The organism is Psychromonas marina (assembly GCF_030161115.1).
GTDB classification, from domain to species: domain Bacteria; phylum Pseudomonadota; class Gammaproteobacteria; order Enterobacterales; family Psychromonadaceae; genus Psychromonas; species Psychromonas marina.
The window spans coordinates 45,044-61,601 of sequence record NZ_BSPQ01000026.1 but is presented as its reverse complement, the minus strand read 5'-3'; the positions used below and the strand labels follow the sequence as shown (position 1 = coordinate 61,601).

Below are 16,558 nucleotides of genomic sequence, written 5' to 3'. Positions count from 1 at the left end.
AAGTTAAGGGAAAAAGGAAAAACTAGCCGTAGAAAATTTATTAGGCAGAGAGGGGGAGTTTGTGATGCTAATACATTTTGATGAGTTGCTCACAGATCTTTCAATGTATCATGAGCTTAAACTTAGCAACTATCAGTGCTGCTAAGTTAATTAATGGGTTAGGTATTTCCTTTCACCTTAACAGTAAAGCCTAACCCATCAGTCATTTACATTGCTGGGTCAGCGGCTAGATCTGAGCTACCTTCAGTTGTGAATACATCAACGCCGAATGCAGAACGCTCAAAAGTATGATCCAAACCACCTAGGTCTTTAGTATTACCTTTGTGTACGATAAAGTTAAACGTATCCCAATTAGCATCTTTTAAAGGTACTACGTAATAAGCACCGTATGTTTCAGAAATACCTGTTAAAGGAAATGCAGATCCCCAGCTAGTTTCTCTTACGATATCACCGCTCCAAAGGTGTAATCCCCAATCATCATATTGGCCATCAATTCGTTTGTAATAAATAACCGCTTCAGAGGGACCTGGAGTATATAACCCCGGAATATTAGTATTTACTTCAACAGCGCCACCTTCATCAGAAGTAGTTGTACAGCCGACAATTGCGAATGCAGCAATCGCTGCGATTAAAAGTCTAAATTTCATAATTGAACCTTATAGTTTAGTTATTTTTATGCCGCAATAAAACGTCCGGCAAAGTTGATTATAATTATATTCTTAAGTAGGCAGGCCGATCTGTCTGTCTGGACTGTCTAGTTCTAAATAGGCATATCTGTCAGTTTAGGTAGGATAGGTTAATGTAAACATTAGGGGGTTACAAAACAGAAGAAATTCTTTTTATTAAATAGTGATCGTTACTGATGTCATAGTTCTCATTATTTGTTTTATGCATATAACTCGTTCATTTTTCTATTGCGAAGTCGGTGCTATATTGTGCTTTTTTGATGCTAAAACGTTAATAATGTTGCATCGATAACATCGCCTTAAGTTATCCGTTAAGGCGATTAAAGATGTCTATTGTGAATCAGCTAACTTACTTAACCTCATGCATAGACGTTGTTATTTTTTACCGCTTGGATTTGCCGCTCTGCTAAATATAGAAATAACACCGCGAGGGCACAAAATAATGTTGAAACGATGAATATGGCGTAATAACTAAAGTACTGCGCAATAAGCCCAACCATTAAACTGCTCAATAACATGCTTAACATTTGGCTACTGTTAAACAATGTTGAGGCCAGCCCCATCTGCTTTTTCATCATGTCTTGTGCGACTACCATACCAAGGCAGGCGGTAATACCAATAAACAGTGCGTTAAATACTTGCAGTAGGAGTAACTGCCAAGGTTGTGTGGCGATTAATAATCCACCGTGGAAAATTAAACCACAGCTACAAGCGATAAAAATAAGACGATGAGTACCGATTTTTAGTGATAGATAACCCGCGCTAAGCATAATAGGGATCTCAATAAAGGCGGCGATACCCATTAAGTATCCTGCCCATTTTGAGGGTAGATCTAGCTCCTGTGTCAGGTATAAACTGATCGAGGTGATATACATGCTATTGGCACTGAAAGTAAAAAACATACACAGTAGAAATAGCAGTACACCAGGGATTTTTTGCCAATGTACCGGTTTTTCCGCGCTATGTTCTATCTCAATATGCAGGTTAGGTAGTCCTATTAATACAATAAAAAATACCGAGATTGCACTACTTGCTGCAATTAAAAAAGTTTGTGTGAAACCAAACTGATCATTCACTAAAAATGCCAGAGGGGGACCGATAACCCAAGCAACAGCAATTGATGCGCGCATCATCGTGATAAATAACACCGCTTTTGTCGCGAGGTATTTATCTGCATAGTTTCGTCCCATGGTAAATATCTGTGGTAATGAACAAGCACTAAAGGACATGAAAAATATCACCGCAGCGAGGGCGATATAATAGTTACGTGTTAGTGCCAAGATCACGGTCGAGCAGAAAAAACCTAACTGTCCAAGTAAAATAATCGCTTTGCGACTAGTGCCCGCATCCGATTTTTTTGCAAAATATTGCGAGACAAGGACACCACTTAAAATCATCATGCTAATTAAAAAGCCCATGCTGATCGGTGAAACCTTTAGCTCATCAATCAGATAAAGGCTTAATAGCGGCCCCATAAAAGCAGAACTGAAACCACTAAATAGACAGGTTAATAGGTAGATGATTGGCTGGCGACTTAATAGTCTGTTGTTTGGCATTCTGTTTCTCTTTTTGAACGTTGTGATGCTAATAATAAGATCGCTAAACTACCAAGTTGTCACTTGGGAAGTGATAAAAAAACACCATTTTATGATACTATTATGTCATTGTTGCGCGAAGAAAAGGACTGAAATGAAACCGAGTATCGAAAAAATCAGTAATAAACCAGAGTTTGGATGGCGAATTCAGTCTTATCACCAATGTGAGCCTCGTTTCGATTGGCACTATCATTTTGAATATGAGCTTGTTTTGCATCGACATCTTTCAGCTAAAAAGTTTGTCGGTGATTATATTGGACCTATCGAACATAATGACCTGTCACTTTATGGCCCTAAACTTCCGCACGCGACCACCTTTGAAAACGATCCTAGCAATGCAGACAATGATATTTACATTATCTGGTTTAGCCAAGCATGGATTGCGCAGTTAATAGAAACATTGCCTGAATTAAGCAATATACAGCTCATATTAGATAAATCGATTCAAGGTATTGAGTTTTCTGAGCAGCTTGGACAAGAGGTTTTTCTGTTATTAAAAGATCATCTGGATTTTAGCCCTGCTGTTGGTGTTGCACATGTCATTGAAGTGCTTGTTAAATTGAGTGAAGCGAAACAGATCAAACGCCTCAATAGTTACAGTCAGAGGAAGATAGAGGAGAGTGATAAAGCCCTAAAGTTGGTGGGTAAAATATCTCATTTTATTGAAAAAAATTACCGTAACGAGATTAAGCTCGAGGATCTGTGTGTACAAATACATGTCAGTAAAAGTACCGTTTCACGTATTTTTGAACGCCATTTTTTAAACTCATTTTCGGTGCATTTGAATGAATACCGGTTAGGTAAAGCCTGTGAGTATTTGGTCAACAGTGAAAAGAGTATTGCGGTGATTGCGGATCTGGTTGGTTTTAATAATTTATCTAATTTTAATCGCCAATTTAAAGCTAAAAAACAGATGAGCCCCAAACAGTTTAGGTTGCTATTTGCACAGTGATTTTTATACAAAGTGTATTGTTAGCAGGAGGAATTAGCGCGAAAGTTAGCTATTATGTTTCGCGCTATAGAAGGCACTGCTGTGATTAAAGCTCTGCACCTAAGAATCCGAAGGGCAGTAATTCTGCGATCGTATGTTGTTTAACTTCATTTTCTGATGCGTAACAAAAAATAAGGGTGTCATTTAATGATTGCTCTGCAATCACTTGGCGGCATGGACCACAAGGGTAAGCTTGTACGAGTTCTTTAGCGGCATTACGCGCTAGGATATGTACCTCTTGTAGGTCACCAATTTTAGCGCCCTCGGTAACTGCGGTTTGAATCGCATTACGCTCTGCACAGTTAGTAGGGGAGTAAGCTGCTGACTCAACATTAACGCCTTTAAAACTACGACCGTCTTTTAAGACAATAATAGAAGCCACATTAAAGCCTGAGTAGGGTGCACATGATGCATCAAGTAATACTTCTAGTTCTTTGAAATAGTTCATTTTTAACCTCTTATAATTCTTTTTATAATATTTTTTTGTAGCTCTGTTTGCCATTTATTTGCTGTGGCACAAAGCCCATTTTTTGTAAGTATTTCTGATGCTCAGCATCGGAAGCATCCATTCTTAATACATTGATCCCTTTTTCTTTTAAGAAATGGGGATGTTGATTGTAGTAGTAATCACCCAATTTATAGTCGCGATACTTGGGTATCACGTAATCAACTAGCAGTGTTAGCTCGCCATGACTGTCTTGGTTACCCGCTAAAATGCCTGCAATATTATTATCACGTAACATATAAAAGGAGGTGTTCACCTGTTGTAGCAGTTGCAAATCAACCTGCTTAGTAATATCGCTTTGATTACAGCTGATAAAGTGTTGGTAATAAGCCGAACTTACTTCTGCCACCACTAAATTAAACTGTTCTTTAGTACGGTATATTTGATATAGGAAATAAAGGTTGATAAATGCAATGCTAAAGTTTGCTATAGCAACGGGCAATGAACCGACCAATAAACCATAATGTGCAAAAATGATGCAGCCAATGAAATTGAATATTCTCAATTTTATAATTGAGGTCATTGTTAGTGAGATGAAAACCGTTAATGATGCAAGGTAGCCATACCATTCAATTCCATTTACGTCCATAAATCATCCTTTATGCCTAATTTTTTAGTGTTTAGTCCGCTCGTATATGTTGGTAGACCTGTGTTTCTCGTGCTGGATGTTGCTCACTATAAGTCATTGCTTGCTGGATTATTTTTTCTGATGCCTGCCATTGTGCTTCATTTTGCGCATGCACCATCGCAATAGGTTTACTTGTATCAACAGCGTCACCGAGGCTAATAAAATCAGTATAACCGACCGCATAATCAATCTTATCTGAGGCTTTCATGCGCCCACCGCCCATTTTTACCACGCCTAAACCTATCTCACGGGTATCCATTGCGCTGATAAAGCCACTTTGCGTTGCGTACACTGGGCGAATAATATCTGCACTTGGTAGGTAGAAATCACTTCTTTCAACAAAGTCAGTTGGCCCACCTAAAGTGGCCACCATTTTTGCGAATACTTCTGCTGCTTTGCCGTTATCTAATACCGCTTGTAGTTTTTCCGTTGCTTGATCTTCGTTTTTAGCAAGTCCGCTCAGTAGTAACATTTCACAACATAACGCCATGGTTACTTTGTGTAAGCGCGGATTAACGTACTTGCCAGTTAAAAAGTTAACCGCTTCTTGTACTTCCGTTGCGTTACCTGCGCTGCTCGCTAAAATTTGATTCATATTGGTGATGATTGCGGTGGTTTTGCAACCTGCACCATTAGCAACAGCAGCAATGCTTTTTGCTAAATCGATCGCACCATCATAGGTTGGCATAAATGCGCCACTACCCGTTTTTACATCCATGACTAACGCATCGAGTCCTGCGGCTAGTTTTTTAGATAAGATAGAAGAGGTGATCAGTGGAATAGATTCAACGGTCGCAGTGATATCACGTGTTGCATAAAAACGTTTATCTGCCGGTGCTAAATCACCACTTTGTGCGATGATTGCCACACCGACTTGCTCAATGGTTTTTCTAAATTTGCTGGTTAATACATTAGTCTGATAGCCCGGAATAGCATCAAGCTTATCCAGTGTGCCACCCGTGTGTCCTAGTCCTCGACCAGAGATCATCGGTACATAACCACCACAAGCAGCAACCATTGGGCCAAGCATTAAAGAGATAACATCACCGACGCCACCCGTGGAATGTTTATCCACAATAGGGCCGTCTAGGTGAAGGCTTGACCAATCAAGTACTTGGCCAGAGTCACGCATCGCTGAAACCAATAGGATACGTTCATCCATATTCATATCTTGAAAGTACGTTGCCATCGCAAAGGCGGCAATTTGACCTTCAGTGATACTATTATCGGTGATCCCATTGATAAAAAAATTGATCTCTTGTGCGGTCAATACTTTACCGTCACGTTTTTTAGCAATCACTTCTTGAGCGAGTAATGTCATCTTTTTAACCCCTATAAAAAAATGGCGACTTAAAAGCCTTTCGTCTCCTAAGTCGCCACAATATTAATTAACTTAGGAACTGTTTAGAACTTGTAAGTTGCAGAAAAGTAGTGTGCAAATCCTGAAGATTTAAAGTCACTGCTATCTTCAATGCCGTATATATTGTTATATGCTTTTAAGCCGTAACCTAAAGAAAAGTTATCGGTATGCCAGTAAAGACCATTAAACATAGCCCCACCATTACTTGTTTCTGCATATTTATCTTCCATACCAAATTGGTAATCGATGTAACCTTGGTAAGATAAGAAACTACCATTTTCAAAGAAGTGGAAAGGTTTGAACCAGTTAGCTGAAACTTGGTAACCGTTCCAATCACGCTCATTTAAGTCGTAAAGACCGTATACATTTAAACCTGTTTTACCTAACCAAGGGATGTTGATGTCTGAACCTAGGCCCCAAAATGAGTTATTTACACCACTGTTACCGCTCCAGTTAAACAATGTTGCAATGTATAGCTCTTGTAATGGACCTGCTGATAAATCAGTTTGGAAAAGACCATCAAGTGAGATACGTGGTGCAAATTTAATAAAGATTTTTTCTTCTTCATATTTATCTGAACTATCGCTACCTGTGATGTTAAATACATCAGCGTAACCGTAGTAATCGATAATCCCTGCACGACCACCAAACTCAAGCTCTAGGTAATCATGCGAAGATCCGCCTGGTAATTCATCTACTGCGTACATTAAGTTCGCTTGCATGAAACTGTAATCGTTTTTACGCAATTCGCCGTCAGTATAATCAGCTGCAAATGCAGAGGTTGTACCAGCTGCTAGTAAACCCGCTGCAATCATTGATTTTTTCATTTTTTCTTCCTTTGTTTTCCATGGTTTTTAAGTAAGTACACTTTGAACTACATAGTTCGTGCATCTTGTTTTTAAATTTTATTGTCCATTAACGACATAGGTTAATATGTCGTTATTATTTCGAAAATCTTTTCCGAAATGTATACTTCAAAGCGTTCGCTTCGAAATTCTTATTCAGCAATGGCCGCATCAAGGGCAATCACTAACATCTCGTTAAAGCTCGTTTGACGATCGTCAGAACTTACTTTCTCACCAGTACGGATATGATCCGATACCGTTAAGATACACATTGCATTTTTGCCTTCTTCTGCTGCAACGCCGTATAGGCCTGCCGCTTCCATCTCTACACCTAAAATGTTGTATTTTTCTAATGTGTCGAATACTTCTGGCTCTGGCGTGTAAAATGTATCAGCAGAGAAGATGTTACCAACATGCACATCGATGTTATGTTGTTTAGCGGCATTGACTGTTTTTGCTAATAGGTCATAGCTTGCGATTGCTGCAAAATCGTGGCCTGCAAAACGGATACGGTTTGCTTTTGAATCTGTTGAAGCACCCATGCCGATGATCACGTCACGGATTTTAATGTCTCGACTAACTGCGCCACAGCTGCCTACGCGGATGATGTTCTGTACGCCGTATTCACGGAATAACTCTGTTGCGTAGATCGAGCAAGAAGGGATGCCCATGCCGCTGCCCATAACAGAAAGGCGTTTACCTTTGTAAGTACCAGTGAAACCTAACATGTTGCGTACGTTTGTTACTTCTACCGCATCATCTAAAAAGTTTTCAGCAATATATTTAGCGCGTAGTGGATCACCAGGCATTAAAACTGTTTCTGCAAATGCACCATTTTCAGCATTGATATGAGGTGTAGCCATGATATAAATCTCCAAGTTAAGCAATTAAGTTTTTGTTTGAAAACAACCAAAAAACAGTTTTTAGATTGCATTAATATAGCGTAAGTTTTACTTACGCTATTGTTCTAAATGTGTATATTTAAAAGACCTTTGTACCGTATTTCAGCGCTGGTAGAGCGTGAAAATCAGCAATCGTTTGGCCAATATCTGCAAAGGTATCACGTAGTCCCACGGAGCCCGCTGGCACTTTTTTCCCATAGAAAATAGCAGGGATATGTTCGCGTGTATGATCGGTACCCGGCCATGTTGGGTCACAACCATGATCGGCGGTCAGTACTAATAGATCGTCTTCACCTAATAATTCCAGCATCTCTGGTAGTCGAGTATCGAAATACTCTAATGCGGCTGCATAACCTGAGATGTTACGTCGATGGCCAAAGTCGGCATCAAAGTTAACAAAGTTGGTGAAAATAATGGTGTTATCTTGAGCGAGTTTAAGCTCTGCTAAACTGGCATCAAATAGACCATCGACACCAAACGCTTTGGTCGCTTTAGTGATGCCTTGTTCTGCAAAAATATCCGCAATTTTGCCGATACTCACCACTTCACCACCATTGGCTTTCATATTATCAAGCAGGGTTGCTGAAGGTGGGGTAACAGAGTAATCGTGACGATTAACTGAACGAGTGAAGTTACTTGCTTCTGTTCCTAAGAAAGGGCGTGCGATAACGCGACCGATATTATATTCATCGACTAATTCACGCGCTAATTCACATAGCTTGTATAAGCGTTCAAGGCCAAAGCTCTCTTCATGACAAGCAATCTGGAAAACACTATCGGCAGAGGTATAAAAGATAGGTTTACCGGTTTTTAGATGTTCTTCACCTAACTGTTCAAGAATCACGGTGCCCGATGAGTGACAGTTACCTAAGTAACCCGGTAAGTCTGCACGTTTTACCAACTCATCAAGAAGAGATTGTGGAAAGCTGTTTTGTTTGTCAGAGAAATATCCCCAATCAAACAGTACTGGTACACCAGCAATTTCCCAGTGACCACTTGAGGTATCTTTCCCCGTCGAAAGTTCTTTCGCATAACCGTAAGCAGCGATAGGCGTCACGCTCTCATCACAGCCTGCTGGATATAAACCAGAGCTTTCAAAACATGCTTGACCAAAACCTAATTTATTAAGGTTAGGTATATGAAGTGTGCCACTACGACCCTCTTCAGCTTTTCCCTCAAAGCAGGCTTTAGCAATATGCCCTAGGGTATTTGAACCGGTATCATCAAAGGTGCTGCCATCGGCATTTGTGCCTTTGAAGGTGTGCGCATCAGCTGCGCCACCAATACCAAATGAATCCAATAATAAAATAACGGTACGTTTCATTAGTAAGCTCCTTTTGCAGCCACTTGATCCGTTAAGTTTAGTTCATTTAATAAGCTTACTAGTAAACTTGAAGCGCCAAAACGGAAGTGATCCGTATTTACCCAGTCATCACCCATAATATCGCGTGCCATCTGTAGGTATTGAGCTGCAGTAGGTGCGTCTTTTACGCCACCTGCGGCTTTAAAACCAACGTCTTTACCTGAGTCTTTAATAGACTCTAGCATCACTTTTGTTGCTTCAAGTGTTGCATTAACAGGTACTTTACCTGTTGATGTTTTAATAAAATCTGCGCCTGCTGCGATACAAATATCGCTGGCTTGTTTGATCAGAGCATCGGTTTTTAATTCGCCGGTTTCAATGATCACTTTTAAGCAAACCTTCGCACCACAAATTGCACGACAACCTGCAATCATCTGTGCGCCAATTTCGCTATTACCGGCAATAAGTGCACGGTAGGGGAAAACCACGTCAACTTCATCGGCGCCATAAGCAACCGCTGCACGTGTTTCTGCAAAAGCAATATCAAGATCATCGTTACCGTGTGGGAAATTAGTCACGGTGGCAATTTTGATTGATGCACTGTTTTGCAATGCTAATGTTTTGCGAGCAATAGGAATGAAGCGTGGGTAGATACAAACTGCGGCTGTATCACCTGCTTTAGTTTTTGCATCCGTGCATAACTGAATAACTTTTGCATCCGTATCGTCATCATTTAATGTGGTTAAATCCATTAATGAAATGGATTCTTTTGCTACATGTTGTAGTGTATGCATTGTTTAGCTCCTATTCTTTGGCTCGAAGTTGTTTATAAAAAAGCCACTACTGAAGTAGTGGCTTATATTGATTATTAAACGATGGCTGTCGCGCTAAGTGCGAAGAAAATACCAACCAGCGTTGCGCTCATGAAGTTAGAAAGCGTACCAGCAAGAATTGCTTTAAGACCCATATTCGCAATATCTGAACGACGTGATGGTGCAAGCACACCTAAACCACCTAGCAAAATTGCCAGTGAAGATAGATTTGCAAAACCACATAACGCAACAGTAACAATTACTTGTGAATGTTCGCTCAGTGTCTCTTTCACACCAACAAAATCGATGTAAGCAACAAATTCATTTAGTACTAGTTTTTGACCTAGTAAGCTACCTACTGTTTGTGCTTCAGACCATGGCACACCCATTAAGAAGGCAAAAGGAGAGAACAGGTAACCAAGGATTTGTTGTAATGATAATGCTTCTAAACCAAACACATTACCAAATGCAGCTAACATACCGTTAAGCAGAGCAATCAGTGCGATGAAAGCGATTAACATTGCACCCACGTTAAGTGCTAACTGTAGACCAGATGATGCACCCGATGCTGCAGCATCAATGACATTAATTGGTTTATCTTCAGCTTCTGCTTCTTCGTCTTCAAGACGTTCATCTTTTGCAGCTTCAGTTTCTGGGTATAGAATTTTAGCCATTAATAGACCACCCGGTGCAGCCATAAATGATGCTGCGATTAGGTACTCTAGACTTACGCCAAGTGATGCATAACCTACTAAAACCGAACCTGCTACTGATGCTAGACCACCACACATTACTGCAAATAGCTCTGATTGAGTCATATTTTTAATGTACGGTTTAACCACAAGTGGTGCTTCAGTCTGACCAACAAAAACGTTAGCTGCTGCCGCCATTGATTCAGTACGGCTTGTACCAAGTAATTTCTGTAATGCGCCACCAAAAATCTTGATAACAAATTGCATGATGCGTAGATGGTAAAGTACGCCCATAAATGCGGCAAAGAAAATGATAATTGGTAGTACACGGAATGCAAAGACAAAACCGCCACCGCCAAATACTTCAAACATCGTATTTGATACTAAGCCACCAAATACAAATTCGATACCAGCATTTGCACTATCAATAACAACTTGCACACCTGCTGTTAACGAGCCAAGGATACTTGCGCCGAAAGGGGTTAACATAACAAATGCCGCAATCGCAACTTGGATGGCAAACGCACCACCAACAGTCCTTAAGTTGATTGCTTTACGATTATTAGAAAAAATAACCGCGATTAAAATAAGGGAGATAATCCCTACTAAGCCCATTAAAATGTGCATTTTACTACTCCGTTTTTATTGATGGTTTGGTTTGAAATTTTTTAAAGACGACTTTTAATCATCTCTTCTAAGGTGGTCTGGTCAATTGCAAAATTACGGATACCTTCTGCTAGCTTCTCTACTGCCATTGCATCTTGGTTGTGTGCCCATAAAAATTGCGCATGTGTTAACGCCTCTGGTTTATCAGTTAATGCTACTGTGTCGTTTAAGTGCGTTATGACTTCCCCTTCTGTTTCACTTAGTGTTTTTAAAAGTTCAGGGCTAATTGTTAAACGATCACAACCAGCCAACTGTAGGATTTCACCTGTATTTCTAAAACTTGCTCCCATCACTACGGTCTTGTAGCCATGTGTTTTGTAGTAGTTGTAAATATTCGTTACTGACTTAACGCCTGGGTCATTTTCAGGTGTAAAGTCTTGTCCTTGTTGGTGCTTATACCAATCCATAATGCGACCAACAAAAGGAGAGATAAGGTAAACACCCGCTTCTGCACTTGCTTGCGCTTGTGCAAAAGAAAAAAGTAAGGTTAGGTTACAGTTAACCCCCTCTTTTTCTAAAATCTCAGCAGCACGAATGCCTTCCCAAGTCGCTGCTAATTTTATTAATATGCGCTCGTTTTTAATGCCTGCTTGGTTATATAGGCTAACTAATTTACGTGCTTTATCTACGCTTGCCCGGGTATCATAAGAGAGTTTTGCATCTACCTCTGTTGAAACACGGCCCGGTATAATATTTAAAATCTCTTTACCGATATTCACCGCTAACATATCGCAGCTATCAGCAATTTGCTGTGCTTGCTGATCACTCTGTGCTTTTGCATAGGCTATTGCATTATCAATTAACGGCGCATAAGCACTTATTTTAGATGCCTTTAAAATCAACGATGGATTAGTCGTTGCATCCTGTGGCTGGTAACGTTTAATCGCTTCAATATCACCGGTATCAGCAACAACCATGGTGACGTTACGTAACTGCTCTAGTTTATTGTCCATTATTTAGCCCTTTCTTTATGTTAGTTACTGTTAGTAGATATAAACGTAAGTGCGTTTATATAAAATATCCACTAATAGACGTTGATAGAGAAAGCACCTATATAGATACAATAATTGCGAGCAAGCCCGCTATGAGTTTAAAAACGAAAATAGCTTACATAATAAGCACCAAAAAAATTATTGAATGGTGACCTTTGTTCACTTTAAGATGTTTTAAATTTTGCTATTTTCAAATTGCGCAGAGTCTAAATATTTACCATGTCTAGAATAGTGATCTAGATCTAATAAACGATATTTATTTCATTAAATTTACTGTCGTTAACAAAATGTGTGGTTTATTTCTTGTTTGTATTAAGCTAGATGATATTGCTCAATAGGTTATGTTTATTATTTTGTTATTAATTTTATTTTTACGGGGTAAAGGGTAGGTGTTTGATTGCTATTTCAGATAAATTTTATGGGGCAAGTTGTTTATCGTTTAACTGTGGCAAGGTGAAGTTAGTTGGTTAATTTGCTAAATAGGCCTTTCCTTTACAGTGTAGGTATTTTAAATAGAATGATTACCTTATTCACATAGCCTCATTGCGGTATTGGCTTAGTTAAGCGTAATTGAGATGACTTACGCTTTATTTAACATTGTTTTCTTACTCCCTTTGATATATTTATTGGCCTCAATCAACTAGGAATCACTGATGTTTAAATTCACTAAAGACTTTAACTGTTGTAAAACCGTTTCCTGTGCAAATTTTGGTCTCAGTAATCGTAATAGTGATAGCTATATTCAGAAAAGTGAGCGTTTAGGTTATCTCTCCATCGAATGTGAGCTTTGTGGTAGTAATCCACCTTGGATAAGCAATAGCCTAGTTAAAAATTTGATTGCGGAAAAGCTCGAGTTGCAGTTTGGACAAAAAGTAGTGGGGTGTAAAAAATGCAGTCCCTATTATTTTATGATGGCGACGCCTGATTCAAAACTACATGGTTTTACCTCTGCGGGGACGCAACGCAAAAAGTGTACCCATTGCGGAGGGATATTTACACTTCCCGATTTCAAAAATATTGATGCGTTGAAACAGGTACTAAACTCAGTGACAGAAAAAAAAGAGGTAAAAGCTGCGATTCAAGAGAGTGGTTTATCAGCGCGCCTATATTACTTTTATCTCAATAAATTAAGTCTTATTTTCTCTAATTTTAGCCGCCTTAATGAGTTGCAGTTGTTAAACAGAGAGTATTTAGGAATTCATAGTGAGGGGCGATTATTGTCGTTAAATCACCAACGTGCTTTATACCATCTTTTTAGTGTTGAAATAGAGAGTGGTTATGTTTTATTACAAAGTAACAATTTAACTAAGCTCGCGATCTCAGAGGCTGCTGTTTACCAAGAAACAACAAATACACTGGCGGCGAATATTGACTCGGATAATATTGAAACAGTATTACTCGCACGTTATCAAAGCAATTTAAAACGTAATCATTTTGAACAACTACTCATTGGCAGTGTAAAACCCTTAGGGAGGTCATCTGCAATCTACCCGGATAAGGTCGCCTATACCCATTTTCAGCTGTTAAAAGCGTTTACCGATAATGTGCAACGGCACGACCACTTTATAGAGCATGAAAGTACATTAAGATCTGCAGCGTTGATGTCATCCTATGCTGCTATTAAAAATGGCTCCGCTAATGTTTTCTATTTTTTACCTTTTCTTTCCAATGCAGGAAAACTAAATGGGCAGCCGTTAGGGTGGTGGAATGATATTTGGTTTAGTAATGAGATCGGCGCTTTTTCTTCAATAACGCGTAAATATAAAACAACGCCTTCTTTTAAAATTAAAAAGGGCACTGCTATTGAAAGTTATCATTGTTATTTAAATAACAACCTCAATAAAAATATAAACAGTATGCAAGTGGTCAATGATCTTTCTGAGATTTATCGTGTGTTGTACAACTATTGTGAGGATGAGGGGGGAGCAACAGCTGCTAGCCAATTAGGTCTTGTTCAAAAGTGTTACCAACCAGAGCAGTTACTGGCACTGGCAATAAAACAGCTAAGCAATAAATAATAGCTGTTGTATTTAATCACAAGCTTGTTTATAATTTGCGCCTTAATTTTTTATGATAAATACGTGTGGTACTTTGTTGATGAAATAGTTCATCAAGCTGAGCAGCGACACGGACCAATAGAGGTTTTCCAAAATGAAAAACGCAATTCACCCAGAATACAAAGAAATTACAGCAACTTGTTCATGTGGCAACGTAGTACAAGTTGGCTCAACAATTTGTAAAGATCTTACTCTAGACATTTGTGGTGCTTGTCACCCATTCTACACAGGTACTCAACGTGTTGTTGATACTGGTGGTCGTATTGATAAGTTCAAAAAACGTTTCGGTTCACTTTCTTCTAAATAAGAAAAGTAAAACGCACGTCATAAAAGGTATCTTCGGGTACCTTTTTTTATGCCTGTAATTCAAGAATGACGATATTAAGATGTTGTTGATAGAACGTTAAGTTTAACTGTATTTTTTTAGTGATTGTTAGACTTTTAGGTGATGTATCTTTTTATGTCACACGCCCCATTTTTGAATTAAGGTGTGTTACAGAACTGTATCAAGGCAGCAGGAGCAGCTTTATTAACTCACTCACATCTAGCATCTGAGGGGATAAGTGCGGTTCATATTTTGAGGTTGAGTTTTAACCCATAATAATATTTCCTTAAAAAGGAAACTTAAAAATTCAACTTTCTACTTAACAATAGGAGCTTTAATGAGTAAGCAAGCGATCAATGGAAATGCACAAACTTCAACAGAAGACAATGTGCAAAACACATCCAAAGGAATGGATCGTTTTTTAAATTTTATCGAAAGAACAGGTAATAAAGTACCCGATCCAGCGTTACTTTTTTTCTGGGGTTTATTATTAGTCTGGGGATTATCTGCACTATTTTCGCAATTTTCTTTTGGATTAGTACATCCAATTACACAAGCAAGTGTAGAGGTAAACAACCAATTAACTGGCGATGCATTAGCAAACTTTCTTGCTAACATGGTAAAAACCTTCACCGGTTTTGCACCACTAGGCATCGTATTAGTCGCAATGTTAGGTGTTGGTGTTGCCGACGCTTCTGGCTTTATTAATACTGCACTGAAAAACATGTTACGTTTTACACCTGCTAAATTATTAACGCCGATGTTAATTTTAGTAGCTATTGTTTCTCATACAGCCGCTGATGCGGGTTACGTATTAGTTATCCCATTAGGTGGTATTCTTTTCCATGCTGCAGGTCGTCATCCTCTAGTAGGTATCGCAGCTGCTTTCGCTGGTGTATCTGGTGGTTTTGCCGCAAACTTTGTACCATCTGGAATCGATCCGCTAATTGCTGGTTTCACCCAGTCAGCAGCACAAGTATTTGATCCTACTTATATCGTTAATCCGTTATCAAACATCTACTTCACTGGTCTTTCATCAATTTTGATCGTGCTGATTGGTTGGGCGGTTACTGAGAAAATTATTGAGCCGCGTTTAAGCAAAATCAAAATTGATGACGATGCTGAAGAGGGTGAAAACCTTGGTTCGATTACTGATAATGAACGTCGTGCATTTAAATACGCTTTATTAACGATGATTGCAGGTATTGCTGTCTTAGTTGGTTTATTAATTCCTGAAGGCTCTGCACTGCGCTCAAGCACCGGTGAATTAACTGCATTTGATGCGCCAATTATGCAATCTATTGTGCCACTTATTTTTATCTTATTTATCATTCCTGGTGTTGTTTACGGACGCTTGGTAGGTAAGTTTAAAACTAATGACGATATCATTAAATCGATGTCTAACACCATGGGCACCATGGGTAGTTATATTGTAATGTCTTTCTTCTGTGCCCAATTTTTGGTGGCATTTAGCCAATCAAATATTGGTGTGATCTTGGCGCTGTACGGTGCTCAATTCTTACAGTATTTAGACTTACCAGGTCAGATGACGATTGTTGGTATGATCTTATTAACCGCATTCATTAACTTATTAGTCGGTTCAGCTTCTGCTAAATGGGCATTGATTGGTCCAATTCTAGTACCGATGTTAATGGCGGTGAATATCTCTCCTGAGTTATCACAAGCGGCATACCGTGTCGGTGATTCTGTTTCAAATATCGTCTCTCCACTAATGGTCTTCTTCCCACTCGTAGTTGTGTATTGTCAGCGTTACGTTAAAAATACGGGTATTGGTACATTAGCGTCAATGATGATGCCTTACTCAATTGCAATGTTAATCGGTTGGACACTGTTCCTATTGGCTTACTGGGCATTAGGTATTCCATTGGGTATCCAAGCTTCTTACACGTATCCTTTATAAAAATTTGTAATCGATAGTGTCATTAAGAGTATAAGTAGATCAAAAAGGCGTTTTTATAAACGCCTTTTTTATACCTGTTATTCACCTATTTAACGCGCGTTATTGCTTTTGGCTCCGGGCAGATAGCGATACACCTCGGGCTTTCAATATCATCACACTCAGTACAAAGTGTGGGATTGATAATAAAGGTATTTACTTCGATACTGATTGCCCCTGCAGGACAGACCGTCTCACAGGCGTAACAAGAAAAGCAGCTGTTGGTAATTTTCAGCGCCATA

At 39.2% G+C, this 16,558-nt stretch carries 16 protein-coding genes; 4 read left to right on the top strand and 12 right to left on the bottom strand.

The features are described 5' to 3' along the window. Window positions 1–206: 206 nt before the first annotated feature. Both QQK09_RS18450 and QQK09_RS18445 read right to left on the bottom strand, forming a co-directional pair. On the bottom strand, window positions 207–647 hold the full coding sequence (locus QQK09_RS18450) for a pullulanase-associated domain-containing protein (RefSeq protein WP_284205659.1): 441 nt from the start codon (window positions 645–647) through the stop codon (window positions 207–209). A gap of 398 nt (window positions 648–1,045) precedes the next feature. Further along, on the bottom strand, window positions 1,046–2,242 hold the full coding sequence (locus QQK09_RS18445) for a sugar efflux transporter (protein ID WP_284205658.1): 1,197 nt from the start codon (window positions 2,240–2,242) through the stop codon (window positions 1,046–1,048). Between the two features lie 133 nt (window positions 2,243–2,375). On the opposite strand from QQK09_RS18445, the gene QQK09_RS18440 reads away from it, so the two are divergent. Then, entirely contained in the window at window positions 2,376–3,233 is an 858-nt protein-coding gene (locus QQK09_RS18440) for a helix-turn-helix transcriptional regulator (RefSeq protein ID WP_284205657.1), read from the top strand. A gap of 85 nt (window positions 3,234–3,318) precedes the next feature. Here the strand turns inward: QQK09_RS18440 and cdd are convergent, their stop codons facing one another. The 9 genes from cdd to tal form a co-directional block, all read right to left on the bottom strand. Continuing rightward, the gene (cdd, locus tag QQK09_RS18435; protein ID WP_284205656.1) at window positions 3,319–3,720 is read right to left on the bottom strand and encodes a cytidine deaminase; all 402 of its coding nucleotides are present in this window, start codon (window positions 3,718–3,720) and stop codon (window positions 3,319–3,321) included. Between the two features lie 22 nt (window positions 3,721–3,742). Further along, window positions 3,743–4,366, bottom strand: a complete 624-nt coding sequence (locus QQK09_RS18430; protein WP_284205655.1) for a hypothetical protein — start codon at window positions 4,364–4,366, stop codon at window positions 3,743–3,745. 31 nt (window positions 4,367–4,397) lie between these two features. Further along, complete coding sequence (deoA, locus tag QQK09_RS18425) at window positions 4,398–5,726, bottom strand: thymidine phosphorylase (protein WP_284205654.1); 1,329 nt, start codon at window positions 5,724–5,726, stop codon at window positions 4,398–4,400. A gap of 83 nt (window positions 5,727–5,809) precedes the next feature. Further along, on the bottom strand, window positions 5,810–6,592 hold the full coding sequence (locus QQK09_RS18420; RefSeq protein ID WP_284205653.1) for a nucleoside-specific channel-forming Tsx family protein: 783 nt from the start codon (window positions 6,590–6,592) through the stop codon (window positions 5,810–5,812). Window positions 6,593–6,762: 170 nt separating this feature from the next. Further along, window positions 6,763–7,473, bottom strand: a complete 711-nt coding sequence (gene deoD / locus QQK09_RS18415) for a purine-nucleoside phosphorylase (protein ID WP_284205652.1) — start codon at window positions 7,471–7,473, stop codon at window positions 6,763–6,765. Between the two features lie 118 nt (window positions 7,474–7,591). Then, entirely contained in the window at window positions 7,592–8,836 is a 1,245-nt protein-coding gene (locus tag QQK09_RS18410; protein ID WP_284205651.1) for a phosphopentomutase, read from the bottom strand. Beyond that, entirely contained in the window at window positions 8,836–9,609 is a 774-nt protein-coding gene (gene deoC, locus QQK09_RS18405; protein WP_284205650.1) for a deoxyribose-phosphate aldolase, read from the bottom strand. The genes QQK09_RS18410 and deoC overlap by 1 nt, the downstream gene beginning before the upstream one ends. 74 nt (window positions 9,610–9,683) lie before the next feature. Beyond that, entirely contained in the window at window positions 9,684–10,946 is a 1,263-nt protein-coding gene (locus QQK09_RS18400) for a NupC/NupG family nucleoside CNT transporter (protein WP_284205649.1), read from the bottom strand. A gap of 41 nt (window positions 10,947–10,987) precedes the next feature. Continuing rightward, a complete protein-coding gene (gene tal, locus QQK09_RS18395; RefSeq protein WP_284205648.1) occupies window positions 10,988–11,938 on the bottom strand; it encodes a transaldolase in 951 nt (316 codons plus the stop codon). A gap of 692 nt (window positions 11,939–12,630) precedes the next feature. On the opposite strand from tal, the gene QQK09_RS18390 reads away from it, so the two are divergent. The 3 genes from QQK09_RS18390 (at window position 12,631) to QQK09_RS18380 (ending at window position 16,280) form a co-directional block, all read left to right on the top strand. Further along, on the top strand, window positions 12,631–13,995 hold the full coding sequence (locus tag QQK09_RS18390) for a hypothetical protein (protein ID WP_284205647.1): 1,365 nt from the start codon (window positions 12,631–12,633) through the stop codon (window positions 13,993–13,995). A gap of 133 nt (window positions 13,996–14,128) precedes the next feature. Then, on the top strand, window positions 14,129–14,341 hold the full coding sequence (gene rpmE, locus QQK09_RS18385; RefSeq protein ID WP_284205646.1) for a 50S ribosomal protein L31: 213 nt from the start codon (window positions 14,129–14,131) through the stop codon (window positions 14,339–14,341). Window positions 14,342–14,696: 355 nt separating this feature from the next. After that, entirely contained in the window at window positions 14,697–16,280 is a 1,584-nt protein-coding gene (locus QQK09_RS18380; protein ID WP_431312611.1) for an AbgT family transporter, read from the top strand. A gap of 85 nt (window positions 16,281–16,365) precedes the next feature. Here the strand turns inward: QQK09_RS18380 and QQK09_RS18375 are convergent, their stop codons facing one another. After that, a complete protein-coding gene (locus tag QQK09_RS18375; RefSeq protein ID WP_284205645.1) occupies window positions 16,366–16,557 on the bottom strand; it encodes a 4Fe-4S dicluster domain-containing protein in 192 nt (63 codons plus the stop codon). Between the last annotated feature and the right edge of the window lies 1 nt (window position 16,558).

Coding starts and splice junctions, on each gene's coding strand:
- QQK09_RS18390 (WP_284205647.1), top strand. CDS start 12,631: ATGTTTAAATTCACTAAAGACTTTAACTGTTGTAAAACCGTTTCCTGT.
- QQK09_RS18410 (WP_284205651.1), bottom strand. CDS start 8,836: ATGAAACGTACCGTTATTTTATTATTGGATTCATTTGGTATTGGTGGC.
- deoD (WP_284205652.1), bottom strand. CDS start 7,473: ATGGCTACACCTCATATCAATGCTGAAAATGGTGCATTTGCAGAAACA.
- QQK09_RS18430 (WP_284205655.1), bottom strand. CDS start 4,366: ATGGACGTAAATGGAATTGAATGGTATGGCTACCTTGCATCATTAACG.
- deoC (WP_284205650.1), bottom strand. CDS start 9,609: ATGCATACACTACAACATGTAGCAAAAGAATCCATTTCATTAATGGAT.
- rpmE (WP_284205646.1), top strand. CDS start 14,129: ATGAAAAACGCAATTCACCCAGAATACAAAGAAATTACAGCAACTTGT.
- QQK09_RS18445 (WP_284205658.1), bottom strand. CDS start 2,242: ATGCCAAACAACAGACTATTAAGTCGCCAGCCAATCATCTACCTATTA.
- QQK09_RS18380 (WP_431312611.1), top strand. CDS start 14,697: ATGAGTAAGCAAGCGATCAATGGAAATGCACAAACTTCAACAGAAGAC.
- cdd (WP_284205656.1), bottom strand. CDS start 3,720: ATGAACTATTTCAAAGAACTAGAAGTATTACTTGATGCATCATGTGCA.
- deoA (WP_284205654.1), bottom strand. CDS start 5,726: ATGACATTACTCGCTCAAGAAGTGATTGCTAAAAAACGTGACGGTAAA.
- tal (WP_284205648.1), bottom strand. CDS start 11,938: ATGGACAATAAACTAGAGCAGTTACGTAACGTCACCATGGTTGTTGCT.
- QQK09_RS18440 (WP_284205657.1), top strand. CDS start 2,376: ATGAAACCGAGTATCGAAAAAATCAGTAATAAACCAGAGTTTGGATGG.
- QQK09_RS18420 (WP_284205653.1), bottom strand. CDS start 6,592: ATGAAAAAATCAATGATTGCAGCGGGTTTACTAGCAGCTGGTACAACC.
- QQK09_RS18375 (WP_284205645.1), bottom strand. CDS start 16,557: ATGGCGCTGAAAATTACCAACAGCTGCTTTTCTTGTTACGCCTGTGAG.
- QQK09_RS18450 (WP_284205659.1), bottom strand. CDS start 647: ATGAAATTTAGACTTTTAATCGCAGCGATTGCTGCATTCGCAATTGTC.
- QQK09_RS18400 (WP_284205649.1), bottom strand. CDS start 10,946: ATGCACATTTTAATGGGCTTAGTAGGGATTATCTCCCTTATTTTAATC.